Annotated in this window: 25 protein-coding genes; 5 read left to right on the top strand and 20 right to left on the bottom strand. The window is 57.9% G+C overall.

The genetic code is table 11. The features are described 5' to 3' along the window. Positions 1–55 precede the first annotated feature (55 nt). On the bottom strand, positions 56–1,306 hold the full coding sequence (locus tag QE435_RS23565; RefSeq protein WP_349042958.1) for an ATP-binding protein: 1,251 nt from the start codon (positions 1,304–1,306) through the stop codon (positions 56–58). 832 nt (positions 1,307–2,138) lie between these two features. On the opposite strand from QE435_RS23565, the gene QE435_RS23570 reads away from it, so the two are divergent. The 4 genes from QE435_RS23570 to QE435_RS23585 all read left to right on the top strand — a co-directional run bounded on the left by QE435_RS23570 (position 2,139) and on the right by QE435_RS23585 (position 7,306). Next, positions 2,139–3,920: an EAL domain-containing protein gene (locus QE435_RS23570; protein WP_349042959.1), complete on the top strand. Its 1,782-nt coding sequence runs from the start codon at positions 2,139–2,141 to the stop codon at positions 3,918–3,920. 577 nt (positions 3,921–4,497) lie between these two features. After that, positions 4,498–5,637: an aminotransferase class I/II-fold pyridoxal phosphate-dependent enzyme gene (locus tag QE435_RS23575; RefSeq protein ID WP_349042960.1), complete on the top strand. Its 1,140-nt coding sequence runs from the start codon at positions 4,498–4,500 to the stop codon at positions 5,635–5,637. A 37-nt stretch (positions 5,638–5,674) separates the two neighbouring features. After that, on the top strand, positions 5,675–6,325 hold the full coding sequence (locus QE435_RS23580) for an RraA family protein (RefSeq protein ID WP_349042961.1): 651 nt from the start codon (positions 5,675–5,677) through the stop codon (positions 6,323–6,325). Between the two features lie 78 nt (positions 6,326–6,403). Next, complete coding sequence (locus tag QE435_RS23585; protein ID WP_349042962.1) at positions 6,404–7,306, top strand: LysR family transcriptional regulator; 903 nt, start codon at positions 6,404–6,406, stop codon at positions 7,304–7,306. Here QE435_RS23585 and QE435_RS23590 read toward each other — a convergent pair whose 3' ends face one another. From QE435_RS23590 to QE435_RS23680, 19 genes are all read right to left on the bottom strand, one after another. Beyond that, positions 7,307–8,068, bottom strand: coding sequence for a 5-oxoprolinase subunit PxpA (locus QE435_RS23590; RefSeq protein WP_349042963.1), 762 nt, complete (start codon positions 8,066–8,068; stop codon positions 7,307–7,309). Next, the gene (locus tag QE435_RS23595) at positions 8,065–8,499 is read right to left on the bottom strand and encodes a biotin/lipoyl-containing protein (RefSeq protein WP_349042964.1); all 435 of its coding nucleotides are present in this window, start codon (positions 8,497–8,499) and stop codon (positions 8,065–8,067) included. The genes QE435_RS23590 and QE435_RS23595 overlap by 4 nt, the downstream gene beginning before the upstream one ends. Continuing rightward, positions 8,499–9,473, bottom strand: coding sequence for a biotin-dependent carboxyltransferase family protein (locus QE435_RS23600; protein ID WP_349042965.1), 975 nt, complete (start codon positions 9,471–9,473; stop codon positions 8,499–8,501). The genes QE435_RS23595 and QE435_RS23600 overlap by 1 nt, the downstream gene beginning before the upstream one ends. Beyond that, a complete protein-coding gene (gene pxpB / locus QE435_RS23605) occupies positions 9,470–10,132 on the bottom strand; it encodes a 5-oxoprolinase subunit PxpB (RefSeq protein ID WP_349042966.1) in 663 nt (220 codons plus the stop codon). The genes QE435_RS23600 and pxpB overlap by 4 nt, the downstream gene beginning before the upstream one ends. Continuing rightward, positions 10,122–11,477, bottom strand: coding sequence for an acetyl-CoA carboxylase biotin carboxylase subunit (accC, locus tag QE435_RS23610; protein WP_349042967.1), 1,356 nt, complete (start codon positions 11,475–11,477; stop codon positions 10,122–10,124). The genes pxpB and accC overlap by 11 nt, the downstream gene beginning before the upstream one ends. A gap of 28 nt (positions 11,478–11,505) precedes the next feature. Then, positions 11,506–11,949, bottom strand: a complete 444-nt coding sequence (locus QE435_RS23615; protein WP_349042968.1) for an acetyl-CoA carboxylase biotin carboxyl carrier protein subunit — start codon at positions 11,947–11,949, stop codon at positions 11,506–11,508. A gap of 56 nt (positions 11,950–12,005) precedes the next feature. Further along, the gene (locus QE435_RS23620; protein WP_349042969.1) at positions 12,006–13,379 is read right to left on the bottom strand and encodes an MFS transporter; all 1,374 of its coding nucleotides are present in this window, start codon (positions 13,377–13,379) and stop codon (positions 12,006–12,008) included. A 686-nt stretch (positions 13,380–14,065) separates the two neighbouring features. Beyond that, on the bottom strand, positions 14,066–14,734 hold the full coding sequence (locus tag QE435_RS23625; protein ID WP_349043197.1) for a 3-oxoacid CoA-transferase subunit B: 669 nt from the start codon (positions 14,732–14,734) through the stop codon (positions 14,066–14,068). 1 nt (position 14,735) lies between these two features. Further along, entirely contained in the window at positions 14,736–15,449 is a 714-nt protein-coding gene (locus tag QE435_RS23630; RefSeq protein WP_349043198.1) for a CoA transferase subunit A, read from the bottom strand. Positions 15,450–15,535: 86 nt separating this feature from the next. Beyond that, on the bottom strand, positions 15,536–16,315 hold the full coding sequence (locus QE435_RS23635; RefSeq protein WP_349042970.1) for a cyclase family protein: 780 nt from the start codon (positions 16,313–16,315) through the stop codon (positions 15,536–15,538). Next, positions 16,312–17,244 (bottom strand): NAD-dependent epimerase/dehydratase family protein, encoded by a 933-nt coding sequence (locus QE435_RS23640; protein WP_349042971.1) that lies wholly within the window; start codon positions 17,242–17,244, stop codon positions 16,312–16,314. The genes QE435_RS23635 and QE435_RS23640 overlap by 4 nt, the downstream gene beginning before the upstream one ends. Then, complete coding sequence (locus tag QE435_RS23645; RefSeq protein ID WP_349042972.1) at positions 17,244–18,221, bottom strand: fumarylacetoacetate hydrolase family protein; 978 nt, start codon at positions 18,219–18,221, stop codon at positions 17,244–17,246. Before QE435_RS23645 ends, QE435_RS23640 begins: the two co-directional genes overlap by 1 nt. A 26-nt stretch (positions 18,222–18,247) precedes the next feature. Beyond that, complete coding sequence (locus tag QE435_RS23650) at positions 18,248–18,829, bottom strand: cupin domain-containing protein (RefSeq protein ID WP_349042973.1); 582 nt, start codon at positions 18,827–18,829, stop codon at positions 18,248–18,250. Next, on the bottom strand, positions 18,826–19,944 hold the full coding sequence (locus QE435_RS23655) for an MFS transporter (RefSeq protein WP_349042974.1): 1,119 nt from the start codon (positions 19,942–19,944) through the stop codon (positions 18,826–18,828). The genes QE435_RS23650 and QE435_RS23655 overlap by 4 nt, the downstream gene beginning before the upstream one ends. 69 nt (positions 19,945–20,013) lie before the next feature. Next, positions 20,014–21,144, bottom strand: coding sequence for an FAD-dependent oxidoreductase (locus QE435_RS23660; RefSeq protein ID WP_349042975.1), 1,131 nt, complete (start codon positions 21,142–21,144; stop codon positions 20,014–20,016). Then, positions 21,141–21,518, bottom strand: a complete 378-nt coding sequence (locus QE435_RS23665) for a Rieske 2Fe-2S domain-containing protein (protein ID WP_145646299.1) — start codon at positions 21,516–21,518, stop codon at positions 21,141–21,143. Before QE435_RS23665 ends, QE435_RS23660 begins: the two co-directional genes overlap by 4 nt. Before the next feature lie 4 nt (positions 21,519–21,522). Further along, the gene (locus QE435_RS23670) at positions 21,523–22,467 is read right to left on the bottom strand and encodes a VOC family protein (RefSeq protein ID WP_349042976.1); all 945 of its coding nucleotides are present in this window, start codon (positions 22,465–22,467) and stop codon (positions 21,523–21,525) included. 25 nt (positions 22,468–22,492) lie between these two features. Beyond that, on the bottom strand, positions 22,493–23,158 hold the full coding sequence (locus QE435_RS23675; protein ID WP_349042977.1) for an EthD domain-containing protein: 666 nt from the start codon (positions 23,156–23,158) through the stop codon (positions 22,493–22,495). Further along, positions 23,155–24,327, bottom strand: a complete 1,173-nt coding sequence (locus QE435_RS23680; protein ID WP_349042978.1) for a prolyl oligopeptidase family serine peptidase — start codon at positions 24,325–24,327, stop codon at positions 23,155–23,157. Before QE435_RS23680 ends, QE435_RS23675 begins: the two co-directional genes overlap by 4 nt. Positions 24,328–24,499: 172 nt before the next feature. Here QE435_RS23680 and QE435_RS23685 point away from each other — a divergent pair, with 172 nt between their 5' ends. Further along, complete coding sequence (locus QE435_RS23685; protein ID WP_349042979.1) at positions 24,500–25,432, top strand: LysR substrate-binding domain-containing protein; 933 nt, start codon at positions 24,500–24,502, stop codon at positions 25,430–25,432. Positions 25,433–25,586: the final 154 nt, after the last annotated feature.

A 25,586-nucleotide genomic window follows, 5' to 3' on the forward strand; every position in this document is an offset into this window, starting at 1 on the left:
GACATCCTGAACTGCACGCTCTTGAAGGGTATCGAAATTATTTCCTGCCCTTACCTCAAACGCCCCAGAGACAAGATAGCGGTATCGCCGCAAGATTATCGCCAAATGGCAGGACCTTGTCGCCGTCGTACAGCACCCAGCCTGCCTTGAAGTTGCGCCCCGTGGCCAGGGCTACTTTGCGTAAGCCTTTGAAATCTGCTGCGGTCACCGTTGCTGCGGCCTTGACTTCGAGTCCAACCATATTGCCAGCTTCGTCTTCGAGAAGGATATCTACTTCGTCCTGATCCTTATCCCGGTAGTGATGGAAGGTTGATTGGACTTCGCTCCAGGTCGCAAGCCGGAGGATTTCGCCTACGACAAACGTCTCAAGCAACGAACCAAATAGTCCTCGGTCGCTCGAAATTCGATCGATGGTCATTCCGACATACGCAGCTAAGAGACCGCTATCAAGAAACAAGAGCTTTGGTGTCTTAACAAGACGCTTTAAAGGGTTTCGAAACCAGGGCTCGATGCGACGAACTAAGAATAGTTGTTCAAAGAGTCCGATATATCGCCGGGCGGTCTTGTCATCGATGCCGACCTGGCCGGCCAATTGGGTGAAATTGAGCAACTGTCCCGAATGGTGCGCGAGCGCCCGAAGAAGCTGCGGCATTTGGTCCAGGCGTTCGACGTCGGCAATTTCGCGCACATCTCGTTCAACGATGGCTCGTATGTATTCTCTCGCCCATGCGGATCGACGGCGGGGATCGCCACGACTGACCATCTCAGGATATCCGCCGATGAGCACTCGCTCCATCAGGTCGCTTCCGACCGTTGGATCGCGAGGGGCTATGACCGTTCCGGCAAAAGCGGAATCGAGAAAGTTCGACTGCTTGCGCCGAATTTCGGACTGAGCCAGGGGCAACAAGGTAACGACTTCCATCCGCCCGGCCAAACTGTCGGAAATCGTTGGGAGTGCGAGAATGTTTGCTGAGCCAGTTAACAAAAATCGCCCCGGCCGCCGATCGTTGTCTACAGCCTGTTTTATGGCGCGCAGCAACTCCGGTGCACGCTGCACCTCGTCTATGATGGCGGTATCAATCTGACGAACGAAACCGACTGGATCGGACTTTGCTGATAGTAAGGTTGTTTCGTCATCTAACGTGAAATACGGACGATCTGTCTGGAGCAGGGTTCGAGCCAACGTCGTCTTGCCACACTGCCGCGGTCCGTTCACAAGTACGACTGGCGTATCTTCGAGCGCGACCCTAATTCGCTCGGCTGCGCCTCTTGGATAAAGGAGGTCAGAAGGCTTTTCCCCTTTCAATCCATTTCCCTCCTGCTCGCTACGAAATCCTAGGGTTGCCGATGCGTCCAGGTCGGATTTTACATGCGTCCAATTCGGATTGCAACTTCGTCCAAACCGGAAATTACAAACGTACGTTTCGGAAACTTGATGGGACGGGCCAGCTATCGAGAAGAGTGAGCGGAGGCGTGTTGGAGTGAGTATGCAAATCGCATTGCTCTTGATGGCTATCGAACAACCGGCCTGCAATTTGAGAGGGCGCGTAACGGAGGGGTACTCAGGGCCGGCGGGATCTTTTGTTCCTTGTCCTGGCCCTATGCTCTTGAAAGGATCAGAACCACCGACCCCGTCATTGACTGCTCATTGACTGGAAGTTTTCCAACCCTGCAATGAGTTGTTTTCGCCAATGGCCCGTATCTCGTGGTGGAGCACTGTACGAAAAGGACCCTTTTGTTACACTCTGAACGTGTCACATTTGAATGTTACTTTAGGGCGGACCCAAAAGTGAACAGGTCTCACTGGGTTGCCGAGGTGGCGTGGAAACATACCTGCGCCTGCGACATCTGCGAACGTCGTGAATACCATCAAGTAAAAGGAAACTAACAACCTATCGTTGCTCAATTAACGTAGCAGTAACCAGTTATCCACATAGATTTGAACCATTAAGTATTGTCATATTTATTAGGCATAAGAATAAGGCATCGTTCTTATAAGCTCCGGGCATGATGCTCGTAATCCAGCCATTCTGTGAAGACTTTGTTTTTTGCAATGGCCGGCACAGCTCCTAAAAACGTCCATTTATAATCATGTGTGTCGCCGCACCCTGCGTGTGCTTGCGATAGGACACTCTGCTATGCATGACGAATCCGCCCGCATTGCCGCGCTCAAGAACCTGCGTCTCCTCGACACGATGCCCAGCGAGAATTTCGACCGTATCACCCGGCTGGTCGCTAATTATTTCGGTCTGCCGATCGCAGCGATCTCGCTCACCGACGTGAACCGCCAGTGGTTTAAGTCCAAGGTGGGCGTCGAGCACAATGAAATCCCCCGCGTCAAGGCGCCCTGCGCTGAAGTGGCGGAAACCTGCGCACCGGTTGTCATCCGTGACTTTGCCGCCGATCCCTATTATGCCGACAGCACGCTCGGCAATGCCGGCATCCGCTTCTACTGCGGCGTTCCGCTGCTCACCCCGAAAGGCTACGGTCTCGGTGCGCTCTGCGTTCTTGGCACCGAGCCTTTCGAGGTCTCGGACGAGCAGGTTGCAACGCTGTCGGACCTTGCCGCCATGGTGATGGACCAGATCGAGTTGCAGCAGTCGCTCGGCCGCATCGAACCCTCCAGCGGCCTGCCGAACCGCTATCAGCTGCTGAGCGATCTCGGCGACATGTGCACCAATTGCAATGGCCAGTCGCGCATCATCAGCCTGCTCGATCTGGCGCAGACCTCCCAATTCGACCGCATGTTGCGCGTCGTGGGCATGTCGCATGTGGACGGCATGGTCGAGAAGGTCGCGCGCATTCTCAAGCAGCATCTGGGCGACGAGGCGCATGCCTATCACGTCGCGCCCACGCAGTTTGCGTTCCTCGCCCCCGAGGCCGTTTCGACTGGCGAGCATGAGGCGTTCCTGAACGCGATCATCGTTTCACTAAGCGCAGAGCTTGAGTTCCAGATCGCTGCCACGCCGTCTATCGGCTTCATGCAGTTCGTCCCCGGCAAGACGGAGGTTGTCGAGGAAATCCTGCGTGCCTTACAAAGCGCCGTTCAGGATGCCCGCGACAGCGACAAGAAGATCGCGTATTTCTCGTCCGAAACCGATGTCCGTCACCAGCGCAACTTCGTCATCCAGCGGGATTTTCCCCGCGCGCTCGAAGACGAGGAGCAGCTGTCGCTGGTATTCCAGCCGCGTATCGATGCCATGAATGGCGGCTACAAGAGTGCCGAGGTGCTGTTACGCTGGAACCACCCGACCCTGGGCAACGTCTCGCCAGGCGAGTTCATCCCGGTCATCGAAGCGTCCGCCTTCGCCCGACCTTTGACGCAGTGGGTGGTGATGGCAGCCCTTCGCCAGCTGGCGACTTGGAACGCAGGCGGCCTGCGCATCAAGCTGTCGATCAATCTGTCTGCGATCAATCTGCAGGAAGGCGATTTCATCGAGCGCCTTAATACGATGCTTGCACAATACGGCGTCGCCTGCGACCAGATCGAATTCGAGCTGACGGAAACGGCGATGATGCTGGACACGACGTCGGCACTCGATCTTTTGAACCAGATGACGGCTTCCGGCATTCGCTTTTCCATCGATGACTTCGGCACGGGTTACAGCAGCCTTGCCTATCTCCAGAAACTTCCCGCCGACGTCGTCAAGATCGACCGGTCTTTTATCAGCGACTTAAAGGAGGGCCACCGTGAGCGCGTCCTCGTGCAGTCTATGATAGCCCTGTCGCACAGCCTCGGTTACGAGGTGGTGGCCGAGGGCGTGGAGACGCGCGAAGAGGCCGATCTTCTGGCAACAATGGGCTGTGACGAGCTCCAGGGCTATTGGGTCAGTCGTCCTCTCGACAGCAATGCCTTCCTCGAATGGTTGTCAGAGCGAAATGGTGCGGTGCTAGCCTACCATGAGAAGATATACGCCTGAGGCGTATTGTACGTTGCGCCTAACTCAAGCTGGATAGACAAAGAGGTAATAGGAATTACCGGCTTCTAAAAATCGTCGTACACTTACCGGGATGTCTCCAGATGTTCAGGGGCCGATGTGTTAAAGAGTTATTGGATTCCATCCGCGATATTCGCGAAGGAAACTGTAGAACGCGACGCCTCCTTCCGACGAGATGTAACCTATGCGCGCTGCGCTTGCTCGTAGCCTGGAAAATGTGACCGCTTCACATACGATTACATCACCGGCCTGGCCATTGTCGAAAAAAGCGTCGTCGTCGTCGACTACGCTCCTGAGGTGATCGCGATCCGCTCAAAACTGGGCACCATTTCCCTTCGACACCATGAAGATGCAGCGGCCTTATTCTGCTCTCAACCGGTTGTTGACTGATATATCATTCCTTTTAAGAACATAATTGAATGACTTTAAATCGCTTTTCTTGAACTTGCTTACGCCTTAGCCTCCTGCGACATCGACAGGCAAGGCGAACAGAATGTCTCTTCAAATATCAAATCGGGCGATTGCACTGAAGCCTTCGGCCAGTATCGGGGCCAAGAAAATGGTCTCGGATCTGCAGGCGCAAGGACACAAGATCGTGGACCTCACGATCGGTGAACCGGATATTCCAACCCCTGATTATATTCTCGAGGCTGCATTTGCTGCGATGAAAGCAGGGGATACCCACTATACTCCGTCTGCCGGAACGCCAGCGCTCCGCGCTGCCATTGCCGCCCATATAAACCGGGAAAAAGGTTTAGCAGCCAAGCCCGAGAATATTGCTGTCGGCTGCGGTGCCAAACAACTGATTTTCGAAGTCTTTTCGGCGACGCTAAACGAAGGCGACGAAGTCATTGTCCCTGCACCCTACTGGGTGTCCTACCCCGATTTGGCGACCCTGCACGGCGGCAAACCCGTCGTCGTGATTTGTGATGAAGATGTAGATTTCAAGCTAACACCAGTTGCGCTTGAAGCAGCAATTACCGAACAAACCCGCTGGCTCGTTCTCAACACGCCGAACAATCCGTCCGGCGCCATCTATTCCCGTGAGGAGCTTTCGGCTCTGGGCGAGGTGCTGCTGCGCCATCCCGACGTCTGGGTGATGACGGATGAGATCTACGAGTATCTTTCCTATAACGATGAACGCGCGCCGAGCCTCATAGAAATCGTACCATCACTGTTTGATCGAGCAATGATCATCAACGGTATGTCCAAGGCCTACGCCATGACCGGATGGCGAATAGGCTACGCGGTTGGCCCAAAGGCGCTTATCGAGGTGGTTGCAAAAATGTTAAGCCAGAGTACGACGTGCGCAAGCTCGATCGGTCAAGCCGCCGCTGTCGCGGCGCTGACGGGCGATCAGGCTTGCGTGCGTGAGGCAGCTGAAATGTACCGTCGCCGTCGCGACCGAATGGTCGAGATCCTGTCGGATGCGCCGGGCCTGTCGCCCCGCGCGCCTTCCGGAGCCTTCTATCTTTTTATCTCCGTCGCCAACTTGATTGGTAAGAACACGCCTGACGGTAAGGAATTGCGCACCGATCTTGACGTCTCCCTCTATCTTCTGGAGCAGGCCAAGGTGGCCGTTCTGGACGGTTCAGCTTACGGTGTTTCCCCTTATCTCCGGCTTTCCTTCGCAGCCTCCATGCAAGCCGTCGAGTCAGGAAGTCAAGCTATCGTAGCAGCGGTCAAGGCTCTTCGCTGAGCAGCATCGTGTCGCACTCAATCCAGAAAGAATCTCGATGATCGGAAACCGTATACTCCCGAGCGCGCCGCAGGCAGATGCCGAGCTCATCTCAGCCTATGCCAAGTCCTCGACCGCAATTATAAGCGACAACCTCGCTCGACTTCCGGGCGTCATCGGTATTCGGCCTTTCCATAAGGTCAATGGCACGATGGCCGGAACTGCTTTGACGGTTCGCGTGGCCGCAGGCGACAACCTTTTGATCCACAAGGCGCTCGATCTTGTTCGTCCTGGCGATGTCGTCGTCGTCGATGGTGACGGCGAAACCAACCGTGCTCTGATCGGCGAGATCATGGCAACGATCGCGCAAACACGAGGCGCAGCCGGCATGGTGATCGACGGCGCCATCCGCGATGCCGGCGCATTGGCGAAATCGGAATTTCCGGTGTTTGCCCGCGCCGCCATCCATCGAGGACCCTACAAAAACGGCCCAGGCGAGATTAACGTACCGGTCGCGATCGGCGGCTTTGTGATCGAACCGGGAGATATTGTCGTCGGAGACGAGGACGGCATTGTTGCCTTTCCGCAGGCCGTTGCTGTCGAGCTACTGAAGGCGGTTCATGCGCAAGAGCAAAAAGAAGAAGATATCCTGCGCAGCATACGCCAAGGAACTTATACCGGCGCTTACGGAGCGCCAGCATCACCGTGATTTTGCCGATTGCGGGAGTTTGCTAATACGTGAAGGTGTGTAGAATCTCTTGCAATCGAAACTTGGAACGCAGCCCGCTTGATTACCTTCAAACAACTTGAGGCAATTTACTGGATAGCCGATCTGGGGAGCTTCGCAGCCGCCGCGGCGAAACTCAATACGACCCAATCCGCCGTCTCGAAGAGGGTTCAGGAACTCGAGCAACAGTTCAACGTCGAGGTTTTCGACCGTACCAAGCGTACCGCCAGATTGACGGAAAAAGGCGCGGAAGTACTCGCTTACGCCAAGCGTCTCCTGGAAGAGCGCGACCAATTCGTTGAACGCGTCAGTTCCAGTCAGGTCCTCCTGAGGCGTTTCCGCATTGGCGTAACCGAGCTCACGGCGATGACATGGCTTCCCGGCCTTGTCGGTATGATAAAGACCGAATACCCGCGGGTCAGCATCGAGCCCGAAGTCGAGCTCAGTGCCACGCTGTTTGATCGGTTGATGGACGACACCATTGACATGATTGTCATTCCTGACGTTTTCAACGATTCTCGCTGCGTCGCCGTGCCTCTCAAGGCGGTTGAAAACGCGTGGATGGCCGCTCCAAGCCTCTATAAGGGGGATGAAGAGCTTTCCATGATTGAGCTAGTCAATTTTACCATGCTTGTGCAAGGCAGTCGATCAGGTACCGGACTTGTATACGGCCGCTGGTTAACGAGCCACGAGGTCGCGCCCTCTAAAACCATTCACTGTGAAAGTCTCGTGGCACAGATTGGCTTCACCGTGTCTGGACTTGGGGTAAGCTACCTCCCGGTACCAGTCACGGCAAAGCTTGTCAAAGACGGACGCTTGCGACGCCTGCCGATGAAGACCCGGCTGCCGCACGTGCGCTATGCCGTGCTGTATAGAACAGACCGCAGCTCGGACTTCAAAAAATCAGTTGCCAGTTTTGCGGAGCAGTCCTGCAATTTCGAAACCTTCTTCCTGCCAGCATAATCAGAGCCGGGACAGGGAGACGATCTCGGCACCCGCTTCCAGGACGGCTGAGCGTATGGTTTCGCCAAGCTGTACCGCGCCCGGCGTATCGCTGTGGACGAGGATTGACTGGACAGACATCTCGATCTCCTCGCCAGCCACGGTCACCACCGTCCCATCCTGTAACAGGCGGATGATCCGCTCGCGGATCTTCACCGGGTCTTTTACGATCGAGCCCTGCTTTTCACGAGAGACCAGCAGGCCGCGTTCGTCATAGGCCCGGTCGGCCAAAAACGAATTTACAACGTTCAATCCGTGGTTTCGGGCTGCCTTTTCCGCTTCCGTATTCGGCAAGGCCACGAAAATGAGGTCGCGATCGAAGATCCGGACGGCTTTGAGCAATGCATCTGCGACATCGCGATCCACGAAGGAAAGATTGCCGAGCGCGCCGTGGAAGTTAACGTGGGTGAGCCGATGCCCGGCCGCATTAGCAACCGCTGTCAACGCCCCGAGCTGATAGAGCGTCATCAATTCAAGCTCGCGCGGCGAGAACGCCATGTGTCGGCGACCGAAGCCCTGCCGATCAGGATAGCCAACGTGTGCGCCGACATCGACATTGTTTTTGATTGCCAACTGCACTGTGTGATCCATGACCACTGGATCGCCAGCGTGATAGCCACAAGCCACATTGGCGGACGAAACCAGAGACAGAATGCTCTCGTCGTCGGCAGCGCTGTAGATGCCGAAACCTTCCCCGAGATCAGAATTGATATCGATCCTCATCGCGCACCACCTTGTTGTGGAGTGATCTGAAAAACCACGTCGCCGTAACCGACCAGTGCCTTCTCGTGGTATCCGCAGCTTTTTAAAATTCCGCGCCGTGGGGCGCGAATGGCCTTCATAACTGGTCCGAGCCGCACAAAGGCCAGAATTTGCCCCTCATTTACCACCGCTCCATCGCCTATCGAAAGGTTTTCCGGCTGGTGAAATTCACCGAAACTCGGCGCTCGGACTGCTTCTAGTAGGGCCTGCGCGGGTCGAGCCTCGATAGGCGAAGCGGCTCTTAACTTGCTGCCGCCAAGCTTGAGCTTCAGCAATATCCTCGCCTCACCATCGCACCACTCCAGTTCGGAGACGCCGTGTTCTGACGCGTAGCGGGCAAGTGAGACTAGTTCGGCATTATCGAGCAGCTTCAATTCGTTGCCGTTAGCCATTACAATGCCTTCCTGCTCTTGTCGATTTGCGAGAACACCGACGCCATGCACGCATTATGGTCGCCAAGTGCCCCGATTGCCTCTTGGCGGGAAACCTCGACGAAGCGCAGCTTGCCGCCTAGCCTTGCCTGACCCAAGCGCCAGAGATCAGCCGTAATGACAACGCCGATCTTCGGGTATCCGCCGCAGGTATTGGCATCACTGAGCTGGATGACGGGTTGGCCCGACGGTGGCACCTGGATCGTACCAGGCATGATACCGTGCGAGCGCAGTTCCAGCTTGGCTTTCAGGTCCAGGACCGGTCCAGCCAGACGATAACCGATCCGGTTGCTATCCGGTTGAATGGTCCAGGGCTCGTCTCGAAACAAATTGAGCGCGGTGTCCTCGAAGGACGAGTATTCGGCCGCAGCGAGAAAGCGCACGGAAACTTCGTCAGGATAGCCGGCGTCGTAGAAGGGTGAGAGCGCGCGCGGATCGAGACCGAAATCCGAAACTATCGGCAAGGTGGCCGGCCTCGTGAGCGGTAACCGGTCTCCAGCTTGAAGGGCACGTCCGCAAAGACCGCCGAAGCCCCCCTTCGTGTCAGTGCTGCGGGAGCCGAGAACCTGCTCCACAGCAAGCCCGCCGGCAATCGCGAGATAGGTTCGCATACCATGGCGTGGAGCGGTTGCCTTGAGGACCTGTCCCGCCTTCACGCGAGTAGACCAGAATGGTGGAATTTCGACACTGTCCAGCTTGACGGCACAATCGGCGCCGGCCAAAGCGAAGACGGTATCCTGCTCAAAGCGGATTTCGAAAGAGCCGATCGTGAATTCGATCCCAGCCGCTCCGTCGTCATTGTCGACAAGCCTATTGGCGATGATAAGCGCGAGCGGATCCATGGCGCCACAAAAGCCGACGCCGATATCATAATAGCCATGGCGACCAAGGTCTTGGACCGTCGCCAGCGGGCCGGGTGTGACGATCTCGATCATGGTTTCAAACTCTCAATGCAAAAGCGGATGACGTCACCCGGTGCCAGCAGCGTCGGGGGCGAAGCAGCAGGATCGAAAAATCTCAGATCCGTCTTGCCGATTATGTGCCAGCCGGAGGGCGACGTCCTAGAAATAACCCCCGCCTGCGCGCCGCCGATCACGACTGACCCGGCTTCCACCCGCGTCCGCGGCACTTTGCGGCGCGGCACGGCAAGCGACGGATCGAGGCCCGCCAAATAGCCGAAACCCGGTTGGCTGCCGAGATTGAACACTGTGTAGCGGCCTTCGCTGTGCCGGCGGACATAATCTTCGGGGGAAAGTCCGGCTACCTTGGCGACATGGATAAGGTCCCCCCCATGCTCTCCGCCGTAATAAACCGGCACCTCGATCTCCCGACCAGCGACGCTGTCCACACGAAGCCCGTTCCAGCAGGTCTCGATATCCACCAACGCCTCAGAGCCACCGATAGCGGCTGCATCGATCATGACGAGCAGGTTGTTCATGCCGGGCACGACTTCCCGCACGAAGGCGCGGCCTTTTAGTTGCTCGGCAAGCGCCCAGAACCGTTCCTGCAGTTTGAGATCGATCGCTGCGTGTCCAGTGTCGCAGAGAATGGCCTGCTCGCCCATCCAGCTCAGCTTGAGGGGCTCAATCGTCATGGCGGCGCGTCTCCAGCCAATGTTCAAGGTGATGGATACCGAGATTGCCGGCGACGAAATCCGGGTTGGCCATGATATCACGATGCAGCGGGATGTTGCACGTAATTCCGTCAAGAACGGCCTCCCCGAGTGCTGCCTTCATGCGCGCAATCGCGTCGTCACGACTTTCACCATGGGCAATGATCTTTCCGATCATGCTGTCGTAATGCGGCGGCACGACGTAACCGCTTTCCACATGGGTGTCCACACGGATGCCTGGACCGCCCGGCGCATGCCAGCGCTGGATACGGCCGGGACTGGGGCGGAAAGTGTAGGGATCTTCCGCATTGATCCTGCATTCGATCGCATGTCCCTTCCAAGCGATGTCCTTTTGTTCGAAGCCGAGGCGCTCGCCGCCTGCGATACGGATTTGCCAGGCGACGATATCGATGCCCGTGACGGCTTCCGTTACCGGATGCTCCACTTGAACGCGGGTGTTCATCTCGATGAAGTAAAAAGCACCGTTTTCGTAAAGAAATTCAAAGGTCCCTGCCCCGGAGTAACCGATGCTACGGCAGGCGGCTGCGCAGCGCTCGCCGACTTCGGCGATCAAATTGAGCGAGATGCCCGGTGCGGGAGCTTCTTCGACGACCTTCTGGTGACGGCGCTGTAATGAGCAATCGCGCTCGCCAAGCCAGACAGCATTGCCGTGATTGTCCGCCAGCACCTGAATTTCTACGTGGCGCGGGGCTTGGAGAAATTTCTCCATGTAGACGGCGGGATTGCCGAATGCGCGTCCCGCTTCTTCTCGCGTGGTGACGATGGCTTCAGGGAGTTCGTTGGCGGACCGGACGATCCGCATACCGCGTCCACCGCCGCCCCCAGCTGCCTTGATTATGACCGGATAACCGATCTCATCTGCCATGTGAGCACAACGGATCATATCATCCGGTAGTGCTTCGTCGCCGCCGGGGACGCAAGGAACGCCCGCCGCCTTCATCCTCTGCTTTGCCACGATCTTATCACCCATGGTTTCGATTGACGCGGAATTAGGGCCGATGAAAGCGAGACCACTTTCCTCCGCGGCTTTCGAAAAGGCAGCGTTCTCAGAAAGGAACCCGTAGCCGGGGTGAATAGCATCCGCCCTCATGAGTTCAGCGGCCTCTAGTATTCTCGAGATATTGAGATAGCTATCCTTTGCCGGCGCCTGCCCGACGCAGAGGCTTAAACTTGCGTTTTGCACGTAGGGCGCATCGCGATCTGCATCGGAAAAAATCTGTACGGACTCGATTCCCAGGACCCGGCACGCGCGTTGAATGCGAACGGCGATCTCACCTCGGTTCGCGATAAGAACTCTCTTCAGCATCAACCTTGTTCCCTAAACCGCAAAGCGGTCACGATGCGATTTCGAACGATGCGTCACCAGCTTCAACCGATGCACCGTTTTCCACAAGAACAGCAGTAACTACGCCGTCTTCAGCAGCCTTTACGGGCGTCAACATCTTCATTGCCTCGATTAGCGCCAATGTCTGACCGCGCGTGACCTTATCACCGGGTTTGACAAAATACGGTTCCCCGGGACTTGCGGAGCGATAGAATATGCCGGGCAACGGCGCTTCCACCAGATTATTTTTGACGCGACCAAGGGTGTTCGGCGGAGCAGATTCTTCTTCTTGAACCGCCGCGGTCGTGTAACTTTTTTCGGACGCGGCTCCGCTCGAACAGGGAGCTGATGCCTTCAAAATCCTTAGGCGAACGCTTCCCTCGCTATATTCCAATTCCGAAATGGAGGCTTCGTCCATCGTCTTGATTAGGCCCCTGATCTGTTCGACGTTCATTTCAACACCTGTCAGACAGGCGCCGTGTGTGTCACGGCGCCTTTATTTGAATCCTTTTAGATGGCTTTCCGTTGGGCAGCAGGTTTCGCGGACGAACCATCCAGTGTATCGGCATCGATCTCCTCAAGGCTCTTGCGGTTGGTTTCTACGGCAAGCGTTGCGATCATCAAGGCCTGCACGACAAGAAGCGCTGCTACTGTGCCTACTACGGCCACGAGACCACCAGCCTGAACGAGATAGACCGACACAAACGGTATGCCGATCGAGGTTAGGCGACCCGCTATGACTGCCCAGCTCGTGAGACGCATGCGAACCTCTGTTGGAAACAGCTCGGGCAAATACCCGGCCTGAACGACAGAGACCAGGAAGTAAACCAGACCGAACATAAGAAAACCGAGCGCGGTGGCGATTTCCTGCGATTGTACCAGGGCGAAGCAGGGACCGATGATGGCGCCAAGAAGCGAAGCTCCGATGATCGCAGGCTTGCGGCCAATGCGATCAGTCAAGAAATAGGCGGCAAGCGCGCCGGCAGGGCCGCCAAAGGTCATCAGAACGGACTGACCGAGCGACTTGTTAATCGGAATGCCTTGTTTCGCGAGGAAGGTTGGCAGGAGGGCGATGAAGCCGTAGATAGCTGCGCTCTGAACGATCTGGGTCACGGCGCCGATCGCAAGCGGCTTGTGGAAACGGGCCGCGAGAGGGTTGATTCTGCCCAGCAACGCTGATTGCTGAGAAGGAGCGACAGGAGCAAGCTCTCCGACATTTGTTTCGGATTCGATCTTGGTGACGATCGCATCGGCTTCCGCCTGCTTGCCGTTCCGCTCCAGCCAACGTGGAGACTCGGGAATATTCTTGCGGGCGATGAAGACGATGAGACCACCAATGCCGGCAATAATGAACATCGCGCGCCACCCCAGTGATGGAATGACAATCCAGCTGGTCAATGTCGCAGCAAAGAGGCCGAACTGCGCGATGCAAGATAGCAACGCCGCCCAGCGACCGCGATGGCTCGGCGGTACGAATTCACTCAACAGTCCGTATCCGATCACAAGCTCCGCCCCTAAGCCGATACCGGTCACGAAGCGGGCGACGATAAGCCATTCCATAGTCGGCATAAACGCGCAGGCAATCGACGAAAGGCCAAAGATCAGAAGATTGAACTGGTAGGTAAACTTGCGACCGTAACGGTCACCGAGAATACCGGCCATGACAGAGCCTAAGAGCATGCCGAATGCGGTGGCCGAAAGAAACGCGGCGTTCTTGTCGACGGTCGACCATCCATCCTGAACGAGTGCACCGAGTACGGAGTTCGCGAGGTAGATGTCGAAGGCATCAAAGAAGAGGCCCGCCCCGACGAGCAGAAGAATTCTTTTATGGAAGGGCAGAATTGGTAGTCTGTCTAGACGCTGCGAGACTGTGGCTGTTTGCATTGCCTTGTTCCCCAATTAATATTTATGGGCAAAGAATGACAAAACCCAATCGCAAGAAAAAGCGATATTAACGCATCTCTGGCTATCGCTTTTAGGAATGTTCCTGCCCTTCTCCTGTCAACGGCAGAAGTCTACTGCTCGAACGTTCGAATACGCTTCCCATTCGTTCTCTTGATGGCAAGATCGTTATATCGATAAGCTTAATCGCCGAGATCTCATTTAGCTTTGGCAGCGATCGTCCGTTCGCGCAGAAAAGTCGATGATCATAGTCTTGTTTTATGCGGCGGCGCCGATTGTAGGGTGCTGACTTATTGTCGTGACCGAGACATAGGCGCAGTTGCGCAGATGGTGCTTAATGGCCGACACGCACTCAGAACAAGCGGAACACTCCCGGTCATCCCGTCAAGCGTGGCCGCTGATCGTCTATTCTATTTCAGCAAGCGAATGGTGACGACTGGCGTCCGGCTTGCGGTTGGCCGCGTCCGGCATTCGAACATTTTTTGCAAACTGGCGCACCCGGTTCTGTCCCTCCTCTGCCGCCCGGACCTGGCCAGAGAGCGCAGACGACACCGGCACGATCCAACGCGCTGAAGATAGCAGTTGTCCCGAGATCACGGGCGGCGAGGTTCGCAAATGCCTCAACCTGAGCTTGCCGATGAGCGCTTACGCAATGCAGCGCACGGAGGCTAGGTGCATGGCACCGCCCGGTCGCTTCGCAACTGGATCTCGAACTCTGCCTCGGTCTTGCTGCTGATCTCCTCGATCGTAGCACCTTCGGCGACCTCGATCAGCGTCATTTTTGGAGCGCCTCTCCTGGCGACTTCGAAAACGCCTAGGTCCGTTATCACGAGATCGACCACCCGGCGCCCGGTCAGCGGAAGTGTGCATTCCTTAAGTAGCTTCGATTGTCCCTTCGCTTCGTGTTCCGTAACGACGACCACACGTTTGACCCCGGCAACCAAGTCCATGGCGCCGCCCATGCCTTTCACCATTTTGCCCGGAATCATCCAATTGGCCAGATCACCACTTTGGGAGACCTGCATCGCACCCAGGATCGAGAGGTCAATGTGTCCACCTCTGATCATGGCGAAGCTGTCCGCTGAGGAAAAGAAGCTTGTTTTGGGGAGGGCCGTAATTGTCTGCTTTCCCGCGTTGATCAGGTCAGCATCTTCCTCGCCGTCAAAAGGAAAAGGCCCCATCCCTAACATGCCGTTTTCGCTCTGAAGCGTGACCTCCAGTCCGTCGGGAATGAAGTTGGCCACCAATGTGGGAATGCCGATGCCAAGATTTGTATAAAAGCCGTCGCGCAGTTCTTTTGCGGCTCGCGCCGCCATCTGTTCACGTGACCAAGCCATATCAAGCATTCTCCATCCTGCGAGAACGTACGGTGCGCTGCTCGATCCGTTTCTCTAAATCCATCACATGAACGATCTTGTTCACGAAAATACCGGAGGTATGGACAGCGTCTGGGTCCAAGCTGCCGTCGGGCACCAGGAGCTCTACCTCTGCAACTGTCGTGCGGGCCGCAGTCGCCATCATCGGATTGAAGTTGCGGGCTGTCTTGCGGTAAATCAAATTGCCTTCGTGATCCGACATCCAAGCGTGGATCAGAGCCACGTCAGCCACAAGTCCGGTCTCCAGGATGTAGTCGTCATCGCCAAAACGTCGGTATTCCTTCCCCTCCGCGACTAGGGTGCCCACACCTGTTTTCGTATAGAAAGCGGGGATCCCCGCACCGCCAGCGCGGATTCTTTCGGCAAGGGTTCCTTGGGGATTGAACTCGATCTCGAGTTCGCCAGCCAAATACTGCTGGGCAAAGAGCTTGTTCTCGCCAACGTAGGAGGAGATCATCTTCCGTACCTGTCGCGTTTCAAGGAGGACACCCAAACCGTAACCGTCAACCCCGGCATTATTCGAAATGACCGTGAGGTTCCTGGCACCGGACAGGCGGACAGCCTCAATGAGTGTGACGGGTATGCCACATAAACCAAAGCCCCCGGACATTATTGTCATTCCGTCGTGTAGCTTGCCGGCCAGAGCTTCTGCCGCATTGACGCATGTTTTCTTCATTTTTCCCTCGGTAAGGTCGCGCTCCAAGCTTCGAGTAGGACGTTCCCAGAAAACAGGATCTGGCTGCGATGCTTGAACGTCGATCATCAGCTTCGATTTTCTGTCAACATTGCTACTGCCCGGCACCATCCAGCCGAGCCGCCACGAATCTTGACCGGCAGGCACGAGATTGTGAAGCCGCGCGCCGGTAAATGATCGAGACAAGTTAGCTTTTCCATATGCAGGAAGACGCCGTCTCGCCCTGCTTTATGGCCTTCCCAGATCAGACCGGCGTTTCCGGTGGCAGCGAAGCGCTTGGCGGTGATCGGAAACGGTGCATCCCAGGACCAGGCGTCGGTGCCTGTGATATGTACGCCTTGCGACAAGAGCCAGAGGGTCGCTTCACGGCCGATGCCGCAACCCCGTCCGATATAGTCCGGTCGCCCGAAGGCTTCGCCGGCGGATGTGTTGACGACAACGATGTCAAAGGCTTTTAGGGGGGCCCCCGTTGCTTCGACGGCGACGCGGATTTCGTCGGCGGTGGCGACATGACCATCCGGCAGGTGGCGAAGATCAAGCTTTACGCCGGGGCGAATGCACCAATCTAGCGGAACCTCGTCGATCGTCCAGGCGCGCTCGCCACCGTTCATGGTAGAGGCGAAGTGCCAGGGCGCGTCGAGATGCGTGCCCGCATGCGCCGTCAGCGTCAGCTGCTCCACTGCCCAACCTTCCGCGCCCGGCAGATCCTCCCGGTCGAGACCGGGGAAGAAGCGCGTCACCTCTTGGGCTCCCGCCTGATGATCGGAGTAGACGATTTTCGGCCCGAGCCCCGGTGGGTCAGCTACCGTATCATTGTCGATGGCGACGGACAGATCGACGATTTTCATGATGAACCTCCGGAAAGGGCCTTGCGGGCCAGGGATGTGAGATCGGCGTCGCCGGCAAAGCCGAGGCGACGCGCAAGCGATGCATCGATCTTGGGCATAGAGCCGAAGATCCCTGTCAGTCGCGCGTCATAGCCCCACTGAATGGAAGGATCCCGCCCCGTGACGGTTGCAATGGCCTGCGCCATCTCTGCCATGGTGGCGCAGATGGCCGGCGGCAACAGCACGGTCGGCGCATCCGAAGACAAGGTAGCGGCATGAAGCAGCGTCTCGACTGCCGCCGCCATGGACATCCACCAGCATCGGGCCGAAGCCGGAACCGGGCTCGCAAAATCTTCACCTGCGCCGAGCTTGTGAAACATGAGGCTCATGAAGGCGGACCCATGCCCGCTTTCCGCCGGCGGCCGCGCCACTAGACCCGGAAAGCGCAGACTAAACACGCTGAGTTCTCTGCGCCGCGCAAGATCGCTCAAGAAGATTTCCGTCATCAGCTTGTGGGCGCCATAGGATATGGCCGGTGCGGTCGGCGTCGCTTCTGATATGGCCAGCGCATCGACAGCCCCATAAACAGCGATGGAGGAGGCGAAAATGAAGCGCGCTCCGGGCTGACGCGCCGCTGTTCGCCAAGCAAGATCCATAGGTAAGGTCAGGTTGATGTCGCGGCCCCGCTCAGACTCTGACTCCGCTTGAGCGCCCGGAAGGCTCGCAAGGTGAAAGATGACGTCAAAACCGGGCTCCAGGAGGGTACCGAGAAAACTTCCGTCAGTCAGGTCGCCAGGCACTAAATCCGCCCCGGCGAGGCCTCCATGATCAGGACCGTCGAAATGCCGGTCGGTCAAGGTTAAGCGGCTCAGTTGCGGTACTCTTCCGACCAAGCGGCGGGCGAGGCCACTCCCGAGGAAACCGTCGGCGCCTGTCACCAGAACCCGCATCAGGCTTGTACAACCCGTTGATCAATAACGCCGAACGGGGAAGATCCATCGGGAAGCCTTGCCTCCATCCGGACCCGGTCTTGCCAGGTCAGGAATGGCGTGACCGACGCACCCTGATCGAGGAGTTCGATCACGCGGATTTCTGAAATGCAGGAGGAGCCAGCCGCACGATTGGCGTTCGACACCGTCCCCGATCCGATGATCGAGCCGGCGGACAGCTTTCGGGTGCGGGCGCAATGGGCAATAATATCCCCAAACGAAAAGTGCATCTCCGCGCCGTTCGCGCGGCCAACCTCGCGCCCGTTGATCGCCACATGCAGAGGAAGGTTCACTCGCCCGTTTTCCCAGAACGGCCCTATCTCGTCGGGCGTGATGGCAAGCGGTGCGAAGGCCGTGGAGGGCTTCGCTTGCAGCCAGCCGAAGCCCGCCCGCATTTCCCGTGGGCCGAGCTTGCGCAGAGACCAGTCGTTGATCTGAACCAGAAGCCTAATATGCGGGATGGCCCCTTCAGCGCTGACCCCCATCGGCACGTCGGAAACGATCACGCCGAACTCGCCCTCCATGTCGATCGACAGGCTGTCATCCGGAAATTCCACATCGCTGAGCGGGCCGCGAAGGTCGTCACTCGCCCCTTGATAGACCAGGGGAATGGTCTCAAAATCCGGATTCACCGGATTGTTGAATGCCTCGTCCATCAACCGGCCATGCTTGAGAAAGGCCGAGGCATCGAGCCATTGCGGCGCACGCGGCAAAGGTGCCATGCAGCGTTCCGGTTCAAAACGTGTGGCAAAGGCTTCTTCCCGGGCGTTAAGACGTTCGTAGAGCGCATCAAGCCGAGGCGCCACCGCATCCCATGTCTCGATAGCCGCAAGCATGGTCGACGCCACGCCCACTGCGGGAGCGGCAACCGCCAAATCCTTCGAGACCACCCACAACTGCCCATCGCGGCTGCCGTCTTTATAGGTCGCAAGCTTCATTTCTTTCTCCAACGACATGTGACCGCTCAGGGAGCGGACAGCGCCTCTGCGATCACCGGCTCGTAGACGCCGTCGATCAAAACGAACAACATGCGGCCGCTCCGGCCCGAGCGATTGGCCCAGGCATGATTGGTGCCGCGCTGAATGACGACCGAGCCCGGCTTCAGATGCGTCTCACCCTGATCGAGTACCAGCGTCATTTCGCCTTCGATCACCACGCCGTAGTCGATGGATTGGGTCCGGTGCATCAGCGGGTGCGGGGACGCTTCTGTCACCGTCGAAGCGTCCCTGTCTCCAATCTCCGAAAAGGCCGCGCCCACTTTCGCCGCGCCATGAGCAAGAAACTCTTCCGTATCCGGTGGAATGTCGACAAAGCGAAAGCGAGTCCCACCGCGCGGTGGCGGAAGTACAAGTGGCCCCAGTGTGGGGTCATCGCCGTTGCCGACGATCACAGGCTTACCAGTCGTTGCCCAGACCTCGTGAAACACGGTGCCGGGAATGGCTTCCAGTTCAACGACGGTTGGCAGCGGCCCGACATGCGCGACAAACGAGCGTCCAGCGTCGTCATGGCCGGTCACGACCCGGCTAATGGGTGGAAACTGGGTCATGCGGACCTCGCTTTGGTGAACAAGACAATGGAAACAAGCGCGACGACCACCGCTGCTGCCCCAAGCGCCCCGAAGCCGAAATTCTGGCCGAGCGCTCCTCCAACGATCGGGCCAAGCGCCGCCCCGATCATCAGCATGGCTGGTGTCGCCGCCACGGCCCTGCCGGTCCTATCAAGGCGGGCGATCAGGCCGAAGGCGAACGTATGGGTGAAAATCTGGATAGCGACGAAGAAGGCGGCGACCGGCGCCCACAGCGCAAAGACCGTGGCGGACGTAACAATCACCGCGAAGACAGCCTGCACCGCGGGGCCGATCTGGACCACGGTCTCGGCGGCCAGCCGTTTCTGCAGAACCGCCGCCAGTGGAGAGGGAATGAGGAAATTGACAATGCCGAGGGCGATCAGCACCCCCAGTACGCCCTCAGCGGAAAAGTCTCTGAGCTTTCCGATCACTTCCACGAAGGAAAAGACCATCGCCTGATTGAAGGTCATGACGCTGATGCCGCAGACGGTGAACCAGATCGCGCGACCGAACGGCGCCGATGCATGTGCCTCGCCACGATCAGTATTCACGAACAGCGCGGCGCAAAACAGACAGGCGATGGCCATGAAGAGACCGAAAATCTGGAACAGAGCCTCGCGGCCAAAGGCGATCAATAGCTGCGGCAGTACGCCGAGCAGGACGATGCCAAGAAGGCCGATTGCCATGCCGGCCAAAGCAAAGAGGCGATGGGGATTGTCAGATTTGCCGATCGCGCCGTGCACCATCGACAGTCCCGTGCCGACCGCAAGGCCCGCGACCAGATGGAGCGCAGCCAACTGCACCAAGCCGCTTTGCGTCGATGCTATGAAGAAGGCGAGCGCGGCGACGCCATAACCGACGGTGGAGGCCAGTTTTTGATTGATCCGGTTCAGACGCGGTGCAACGAAGAGGCTCGCCGCCACCGCGCCCAAAAGAAACAAGGTTACGATACCGCCGGCCTGTTGCGGACTGAATCCGAACCGCTCGACAAGCGCGCCGACCCAGACCGGCAATGCAGTGAGATCGAGCATGCCCGCGCAGTGAGCCACCACCAGCGCTGCCGTTCCGCCCATGCCGTATGTCTGTTCCGTCATTTATGATCCTCCCGAACTGGAGCAACATCACGCGCCCGGCCACTGGTTCCCCGGTGTCGTTTTGCCCACTCAGATGACTTCGGCCAGCGTTTTCATAGAAGTGCCCATGATCGCGGCGTGCTCCTCCCGGCTACCGCCGTGAATCTCGATGTCGGCCAGACGCCCTGAATTCTCGACCACCATCCGACACCGCTCCCAGCGCCGGGTCTCGAAGGCCGCCAGCGCTGCATCAACGGTTGCGGCACGTCCTATTTCCTGCGCCAGCACCATGGCATCTTCGATACCCATGCAAGCTCCTGCTGCCAGATGCGGCGTGGTCGCGTGAACAGCATCGCCAATAAGTGCGACGCGTCCTTTCCGCCATGGACGTGGCATCAGCATTTGTTCGAGTGGCCGATAAATGACCTGATTTTCCTCGGACAGTTGATCGGCGACGCTTTGGATGATCGGCGAGGGAAACTGCCGCAGAAGCGCGCGAAGCGTTTCCACAAACGTTTCCGGTGCCACGAAATCGTTGACTTCCTTGTCCTCGGTCAGGAAGAGGTAGGCCTTGTCGGTTGACACACCGTTGATACCGACCTTGAGCTTCGGGCCAAGCCACATGGTGACCGTGGTGATCTCCGCCGACCGCGGCAGCACCGCGCGCCAGACAGACTGGCCAATGAAGCGCGGCTTAGGGGCTTGCGGAAACAGCGTGGCGCGAATGCGGGAATAAAGACCATCGGCGCCGATGGCGAGGTCATAGCGCTTGGGAGAGCCATCCCCGATACCGACCCATACGCCGTCTTCCCGATCCTCGATCGTCGAAAATGTCGCACCGAGCCGGACGTTGACACCTGCGGCGGCAACCTCCTCCTGCAGGATTTTGGCGAGGGCCGGACGCATGATGCCACCTCCGCCAGGAACGTCGGGACCGGTAACGCGCGGTGTCGGTAAAGTTACCAGGATGCGATCGTCGGGACCACGAATCTGGACGCCGTCAGATGCAAATCCTTCCTCCATGAAGCGATGAAGAAGGCCGAGTTCGTTTAACACGCGCAATGTCGAGCCATGCAGGCTGATTCCCGCTCCATAGGATCGCCAGCCGGGATCGATCTCGAGAAGATCGACCTCGACGCCCTGGCGCGCCAGTCGCGCTGCTGCCGTCATTCCGGCGAAGCCGCCGCCGATGATCAAGGCTTTTTCGATGCCTGCATTCATAGTGCTTTCTCCTCCTCGGCCAGAGCGGCGAAAACCTCGCCCTCCTCGGTGACCGTCAACTCCACCCGCGTCAGCCCCTGCCCCAGGCAGGGACCCAACACGCATTCTCCCGTTTCCATGTCGAACAACGCCCCATGCGAATGGCAGGCGATATGCGTGCCGTCGCCATTCAGATAGGCGTTGGATCGCCAGGCCATCGGCGTGCCCTGCGGATAATGCGGGCAGGCGTCTAGCCAGGCGTGAAGTCGTCCCTCTTTGCGAAGAACAATGATCTTCCGGCGATATCCTCCCACCGGACCGAAACCTCGCGCTTCACCCTCGCCGATGTCCTCTGTGCGACAGAGACCCACCTGATGCGAGTCTAGCGCCGTCATCGGATCAAGCCTTCAAGCCGGGAGGCGGGCCTCCGGGCATCCATTTCTCGCGCATTTCGAACAGCACGATCTGCGATGCCTCCGCACCCATCGGCGCTTCGCGCGCCACCCAGTTGTCGTCGTGCTTGTCCATGTCGGCGTCATATTCGACATGACAGCCGAGCGGACTGTTGAAATACCAGAACCAGTTCGAGCCGAACTTATGGCGCCCCGGCCCCCAGAAGCTTTGATAGCCCTTTTTGACGAAGCGGGTACCGGCAACCATCAGTTCGGTCGGGCCGCCCATATGGAAGGCCAGGTGTTCGCAGCCCTTCATATATTCCGGCGTGCGGATGAAGAACAACGTGTGATGATCGTCATTGGCTTTGGGCCTGAGGAATGGTCCGGCGCCTTTCAGCGTATCGGTGATCACGAAACCGAGCCGGTTGCAGTAGAAATCCACGGCGATATCGAGGTCAGGCACGAAGAGCACGACATGGCTGAGGGTCCGTGGTGCGGCGGGCATTTCTTCCCAGACACCGATCTCGTTCGGCTTGCGTTGGGCGGGAGCGCCTGGCGCATTGATCTTCTCAGCCGGCATGTTGAGCTCGCGCCGGATCGTCACCTGAAATTTAAGCTCGAAGCCAAGCGCGTCGCGGGTCTCGATGGAACCGTCGGCAAGGCGGGTGACACGCCGGTCCTTGGAAAGCTCCGCTTCGATCGCGTCGAGGTCATCAGCCGAACGTACGCCATAAACTTGCTGGCGCAGAAGATTGGCAGTCGGAAGCGGCGTGGGTAGCGACGGGTCGGATTTATGCCGGATGACGATTCCGGTTCCGTCGAGCGCGGCAAACAGTCCTCCTGTCTCATCGACATCAACGGGCTGCAGGCCGAAATCACGGAGATATTCTGTGGCGGCGGCGACGTTATCGACGCCGAACACGAGATGGTCGGGTCCGATGATGTTCATGATGATCCTCCCTTGGACCGGCGCCTCAGCGGCCGGCAAATAATTTGTATTCGCGGGCGATGAGATAGGCGGCCGAACGCCCGCCTTCTTTCTCGCCCGTTCCGAGCGCCTGGCGGCAATGATGGAGAAGTCGCGCCGCCTCCGCTTCGTCGCGCGTCCAGAATTCGTCGACGAAGGCAATCGGTCCCGGCACAAGAGGCGTGTTGCGACAGTAGCCGGAATAGGCGACTCCGCTCGAAGCGATCCGATCATCAAGATCGAATGCCATCGCGCCTGCAGGCCTGACGACAAACAATTTGACATCGATCGATGAGGACGCCGGCTCTAGCATGCACTCTTCCGAGAAGGGCTGGCCGACGACATTTGCGTTATCGACGAAACGTGGTTCGTCGGGACGTAGGCGCTCTTGGTAGAACGGCGTTTCCCGCGACGCCTTTACCGATCCGAGATCATCGAACCAGAGCTGAGTCACGAAATCCAGTCCCAGCCGCAGAGCAGCGGGGGCGGCGTCATCGGCGGCGAAGACCCCGTCCAGCCCGTGATTCTGCGCATATTTGCGCGGCGCATTTCGCGGATCGTCGGCAATGTAGCCGAGTACGATCCGGCCATGGACGTCTTTCATGTGATGGCGATGTTCGGCTAGAGTCTGACCGGGAGAACGTCGTCCGAACATCATGAGCTTGATGGTCATGGTGCCTCCACAAACACCGTGCGTCCGCCGAGAACCTCCGCCACCCAGTCGGCAATATAAGCGCCTGCATTGGCGGAATTGTCGAAACTCGAATGCTGAACGCCGCCGGTGCGGGCATCGAAGATTTTCAACTCGCGCTTAGGGCTGTTGACCAATTGATCATAGGTCGCTTGCGCCCAGTGCAAGGGGATCTGACTGTCCTTCTCGCCATGGGTGACGAGGAAGGGGACGTGAATCCGGTCGAGCACGCCGTCGAGATGCACGTATTCCGCAATGCGCATGAAGTCGTCCATGTCCTTTGCACCCCAGACCCAGCGGACATGCTCCCAGTAATGCGGTACCGGAAAGTCGCCTTCCCGGGCGAGGCGCTTTTTCTGCACGTCGCGCCAATCGTGGTTGGCGCCCCACACGACGCCGCAGGCGAAACGGGGTTCGAAGGCCACGGCACGGGGGCAGTAATAACCTCCGAGAGAGACGCCTTCCATCCCGATGCGCTTCGAATCGATCTCCGGCCGGGTTTCCAGCCAGTCCACGACACGGCTCGCCCAGTGCTCGCTATCAAAACGGGCCGGGAGGCCCTCCAGCCGGAGTGCTTCGCCGGTTCCAGGCTGGTCGACCACGAGTGAGGCGACGCCGCGCTTGGCAAGCCATTGGGGAAGGCCGACGAGAAATTTCATTTCCTTGGTGCTGTCGAGCCCGTTGACCTGGACGAGCAAAGGCTGTGGCGCGCTGGCGTCCTCGGCCGGCACATAGAGCGCCGAAAGATGCGTTCCCTCATAAGGAATCTCGACGCGACGACAGGAAGAGCCCGACAGTTGCAAACCTTTTTCGAACGTGTCGAGAAAACGGCGATAAAGTGCCAGACGCCCTTCCGATCCATGCGCCTGCAGCCGCTCGGCCGTCAGCAGATAATTTGCGGCGCGGATGAGCTTGTCGCCGGCGGATATCTTTCGTCCCTTGGCTTCGTCTTCCTCGGCGAGTGAAATGAGCTTGTCGCCCATGCTCGCCCAGGTCTGGCGAAAGGCCATGACGCCGGCCGCATCAGGTGCCTTCGCGGCCTCCTGGAGAGGGGCGCACATTTCCTCAATCTCCCCGATGCGGGCGCCCATCTCGATAGACAGGTTGACCGACAGGTTCCAGACGTAATTGGTGGGGAAATATTTGAACACAATGCCTCCTCAACGCTCTCGTCAGTCACTCTGACGGTTCAGGCGGAAAACGACGGCGGCTCGATGGCCGGTCGATGACTCCTCCCACGTCGAGCTCTAGCGAAAAGCGTAGCGTTTCTGAAATTGGTTGTTTCAATCCATGCTATTGATAATGTGAATACATGGAGGGGCCATGCGATTCAAAAATCTCGATCTCAACCTGCTGGTGGCGCTCGACGCCCTGATCCGGCTGCGTAATGTCAGTCGCGCGGCGGATGAGATGTTCATAACCCAGTCGGCGATGAGCAATGCGCTCGGACGTCTCAGGGAGTATTTCGATGACCCATTGCTAATCCAGGTTGGGCGGATGATGGAGCTATCGCCGCTTGCCGCATCTCTCGAGCAGCCCCTGCGGGATATCATCGTGCGCATCGACAGCGCGGTCGTATCGACGCCATCTTTCGATCCTGCGGATTCCAGACGGGTGATCGGCATGGTGGTGTCCGACTACTCGCTGCATACACTGATCCCGCTTTTCATGGCGGTCGTCGCTGCGGAGGCTCCCGGCCTCAAATTCGAATTCAAGCCCCAACAGAATTTTCCGCATCTGTTGCTGGAAAAGGGAGAAGCTGATCTTCTAATCGCACCGTCCGTTTTCTGCTCCACCCACCATCCGGCGGATATACTATTCACCGATGAAATCTGTTGCGTTGCGGACATCTCTAGCCGTTTTGCAGCGGGAGCGAGAATGACCCGGGAACAGTTCGAAACCTCAGGTCACGTGGTGATGCGTCCGCCGAATGGCGGGGAAAGCTTCGCAGAGCGCGCATGCCGCGAGGTCGGCTTGGCTATCCGGGTGGACGTATCGACGTTCGCCTTTTCCACGCTTTCAGTGCTGGTCAGAGGAAGCGACCGGCTCGCACTTGTTCAACGAAGTCTCGCGAGAGAAATGGTGAAGACCGGCGGCCTCACGATAGTCGATCCGCCCCTGGACCTCCCGCTCATTCAACAGTCGGTGCAATGGCACAACTATCGCTCACGCGATCCGGCTTTAACCTGGGTGCGGGAGAAACTGAAGGTGGCAGCATCGACTCTCACGCCCGAAGTCCTCAAAAACGCGCCGTAATTCTCGTGCGATGACGCACTACGACAGACATTACACCGAGCGCACGGTACCATCGCTACGAATTATGGTTTTGGATCAGGAAAATCACCTTTGCAAATAGATGGAGCCTGCCTAGGCTCAGCTAATTTCAATCGACACTTTGAACGCGCCCGCC

The organism is Agrobacterium sp. SORGH_AS 787 (assembly GCF_030819035.1).
GTDB classification, from domain to species: Bacteria; Pseudomonadota; Alphaproteobacteria; order Rhizobiales; family Rhizobiaceae; genus Agrobacterium; species Agrobacterium larrymoorei_B.

What these genes read in the sequence shown, in the direction of transcription:
- QE435_RS23590 (WP_349042963.1), bottom strand. Translation starts at nt 8,068, where the DNA reads ATGAGGATCGATATCAATTCTGATCTCGGGGAAGGTTTCGGCATCTAC.
- QE435_RS23580 (WP_349042961.1), top strand. Translation starts at nt 5,675, where the DNA reads ATGATCGGAAACCGTATACTCCCGAGCGCGCCGCAGGCAGATGCCGAG.
- QE435_RS23640 (WP_349042971.1), bottom strand. Translation starts at nt 17,244, where the DNA reads ATGCGGGTTCTGGTGACAGGCGCCGACGGTTTCCTCGGGAGTGGCCTC.
- QE435_RS23660 (WP_349042975.1), bottom strand. Translation starts at nt 21,144, where the DNA reads ATGAATGCAGGCATCGAAAAAGCCTTGATCATCGGCGGCGGCTTCGCC.
- QE435_RS23620 (WP_349042969.1), bottom strand. Translation starts at nt 13,379, where the DNA reads ATGCAAACAGCCACAGTCTCGCAGCGTCTAGACAGACTACCAATTCTG.
- QE435_RS23650 (WP_349042973.1), bottom strand. Translation starts at nt 18,829, where the DNA reads ATGACCCAGTTTCCACCCATTAGCCGGGTCGTGACCGGCCATGACGAC.
- QE435_RS23615 (WP_349042968.1), bottom strand. Translation starts at nt 11,949, where the DNA reads ATGAACGTCGAACAGATCAGGGGCCTAATCAAGACGATGGACGAAGCC.
- QE435_RS23625 (WP_349043197.1), bottom strand. Translation starts at nt 14,734, where the DNA reads ATGGCTTGGTCACGTGAACAGATGGCGGCGCGAGCCGCAAAAGAACTG.
- QE435_RS23575 (WP_349042960.1), top strand. Translation starts at nt 4,498, where the DNA reads ATGGTCTCGGATCTGCAGGCGCAAGGACACAAGATCGTGGACCTCACG.
- QE435_RS23630 (WP_349043198.1), bottom strand. Translation starts at nt 15,449, where the DNA reads ATGAAGAAAACATGCGTCAATGCGGCAGAAGCTCTGGCCGGCAAGCTA.
- QE435_RS23665 (WP_145646299.1), bottom strand. Translation starts at nt 21,518, where the DNA reads ATGACGGCGCTAGACTCGCATCAGGTGGGTCTCTGTCGCACAGAGGAC.
- QE435_RS23595 (WP_349042964.1), bottom strand. Translation starts at nt 8,499, where the DNA reads ATGGCTAACGGCAACGAATTGAAGCTGCTCGATAATGCCGAACTAGTC.
- QE435_RS23655 (WP_349042974.1), bottom strand. Translation starts at nt 19,944, where the DNA reads ATGACGGAACAGACATACGGCATGGGCGGAACGGCAGCGCTGGTGGTG.
- QE435_RS23670 (WP_349042976.1), bottom strand. Translation starts at nt 22,467, where the DNA reads ATGAACATCATCGGACCCGACCATCTCGTGTTCGGCGTCGATAACGTC.
- accC (WP_349042967.1), bottom strand. Translation starts at nt 11,477, where the DNA reads ATGCTGAAGAGAGTTCTTATCGCGAACCGAGGTGAGATCGCCGTTCGC.
- QE435_RS23675 (WP_349042977.1), bottom strand. Translation starts at nt 23,158, where the DNA reads ATGACCATCAAGCTCATGATGTTCGGACGACGTTCTCCCGGTCAGACT.
- pxpB (WP_349042966.1), bottom strand. Translation starts at nt 10,132, where the DNA reads ATGACGATTGAGCCCCTCAAGCTGAGCTGGATGGGCGAGCAGGCCATT.
- QE435_RS23600 (WP_349042965.1), bottom strand. Translation starts at nt 9,473, where the DNA reads ATGATCGAGATCGTCACACCCGGCCCGCTGGCGACGGTCCAAGACCTT.
- QE435_RS23645 (WP_349042972.1), bottom strand. Translation starts at nt 18,221, where the DNA reads ATGAAGCTTGCGACCTATAAAGACGGCAGCCGCGATGGGCAGTTGTGG.
- QE435_RS23685 (WP_349042979.1), top strand. Translation starts at nt 24,500, where the DNA reads ATGCGATTCAAAAATCTCGATCTCAACCTGCTGGTGGCGCTCGACGCC.
- QE435_RS23570 (WP_349042959.1), top strand. Translation starts at nt 2,139, where the DNA reads ATGCATGACGAATCCGCCCGCATTGCCGCGCTCAAGAACCTGCGTCTC.
- QE435_RS23635 (WP_349042970.1), bottom strand. Translation starts at nt 16,315, where the DNA reads ATGAAAATCGTCGATCTGTCCGTCGCCATCGACAATGATACGGTAGCT.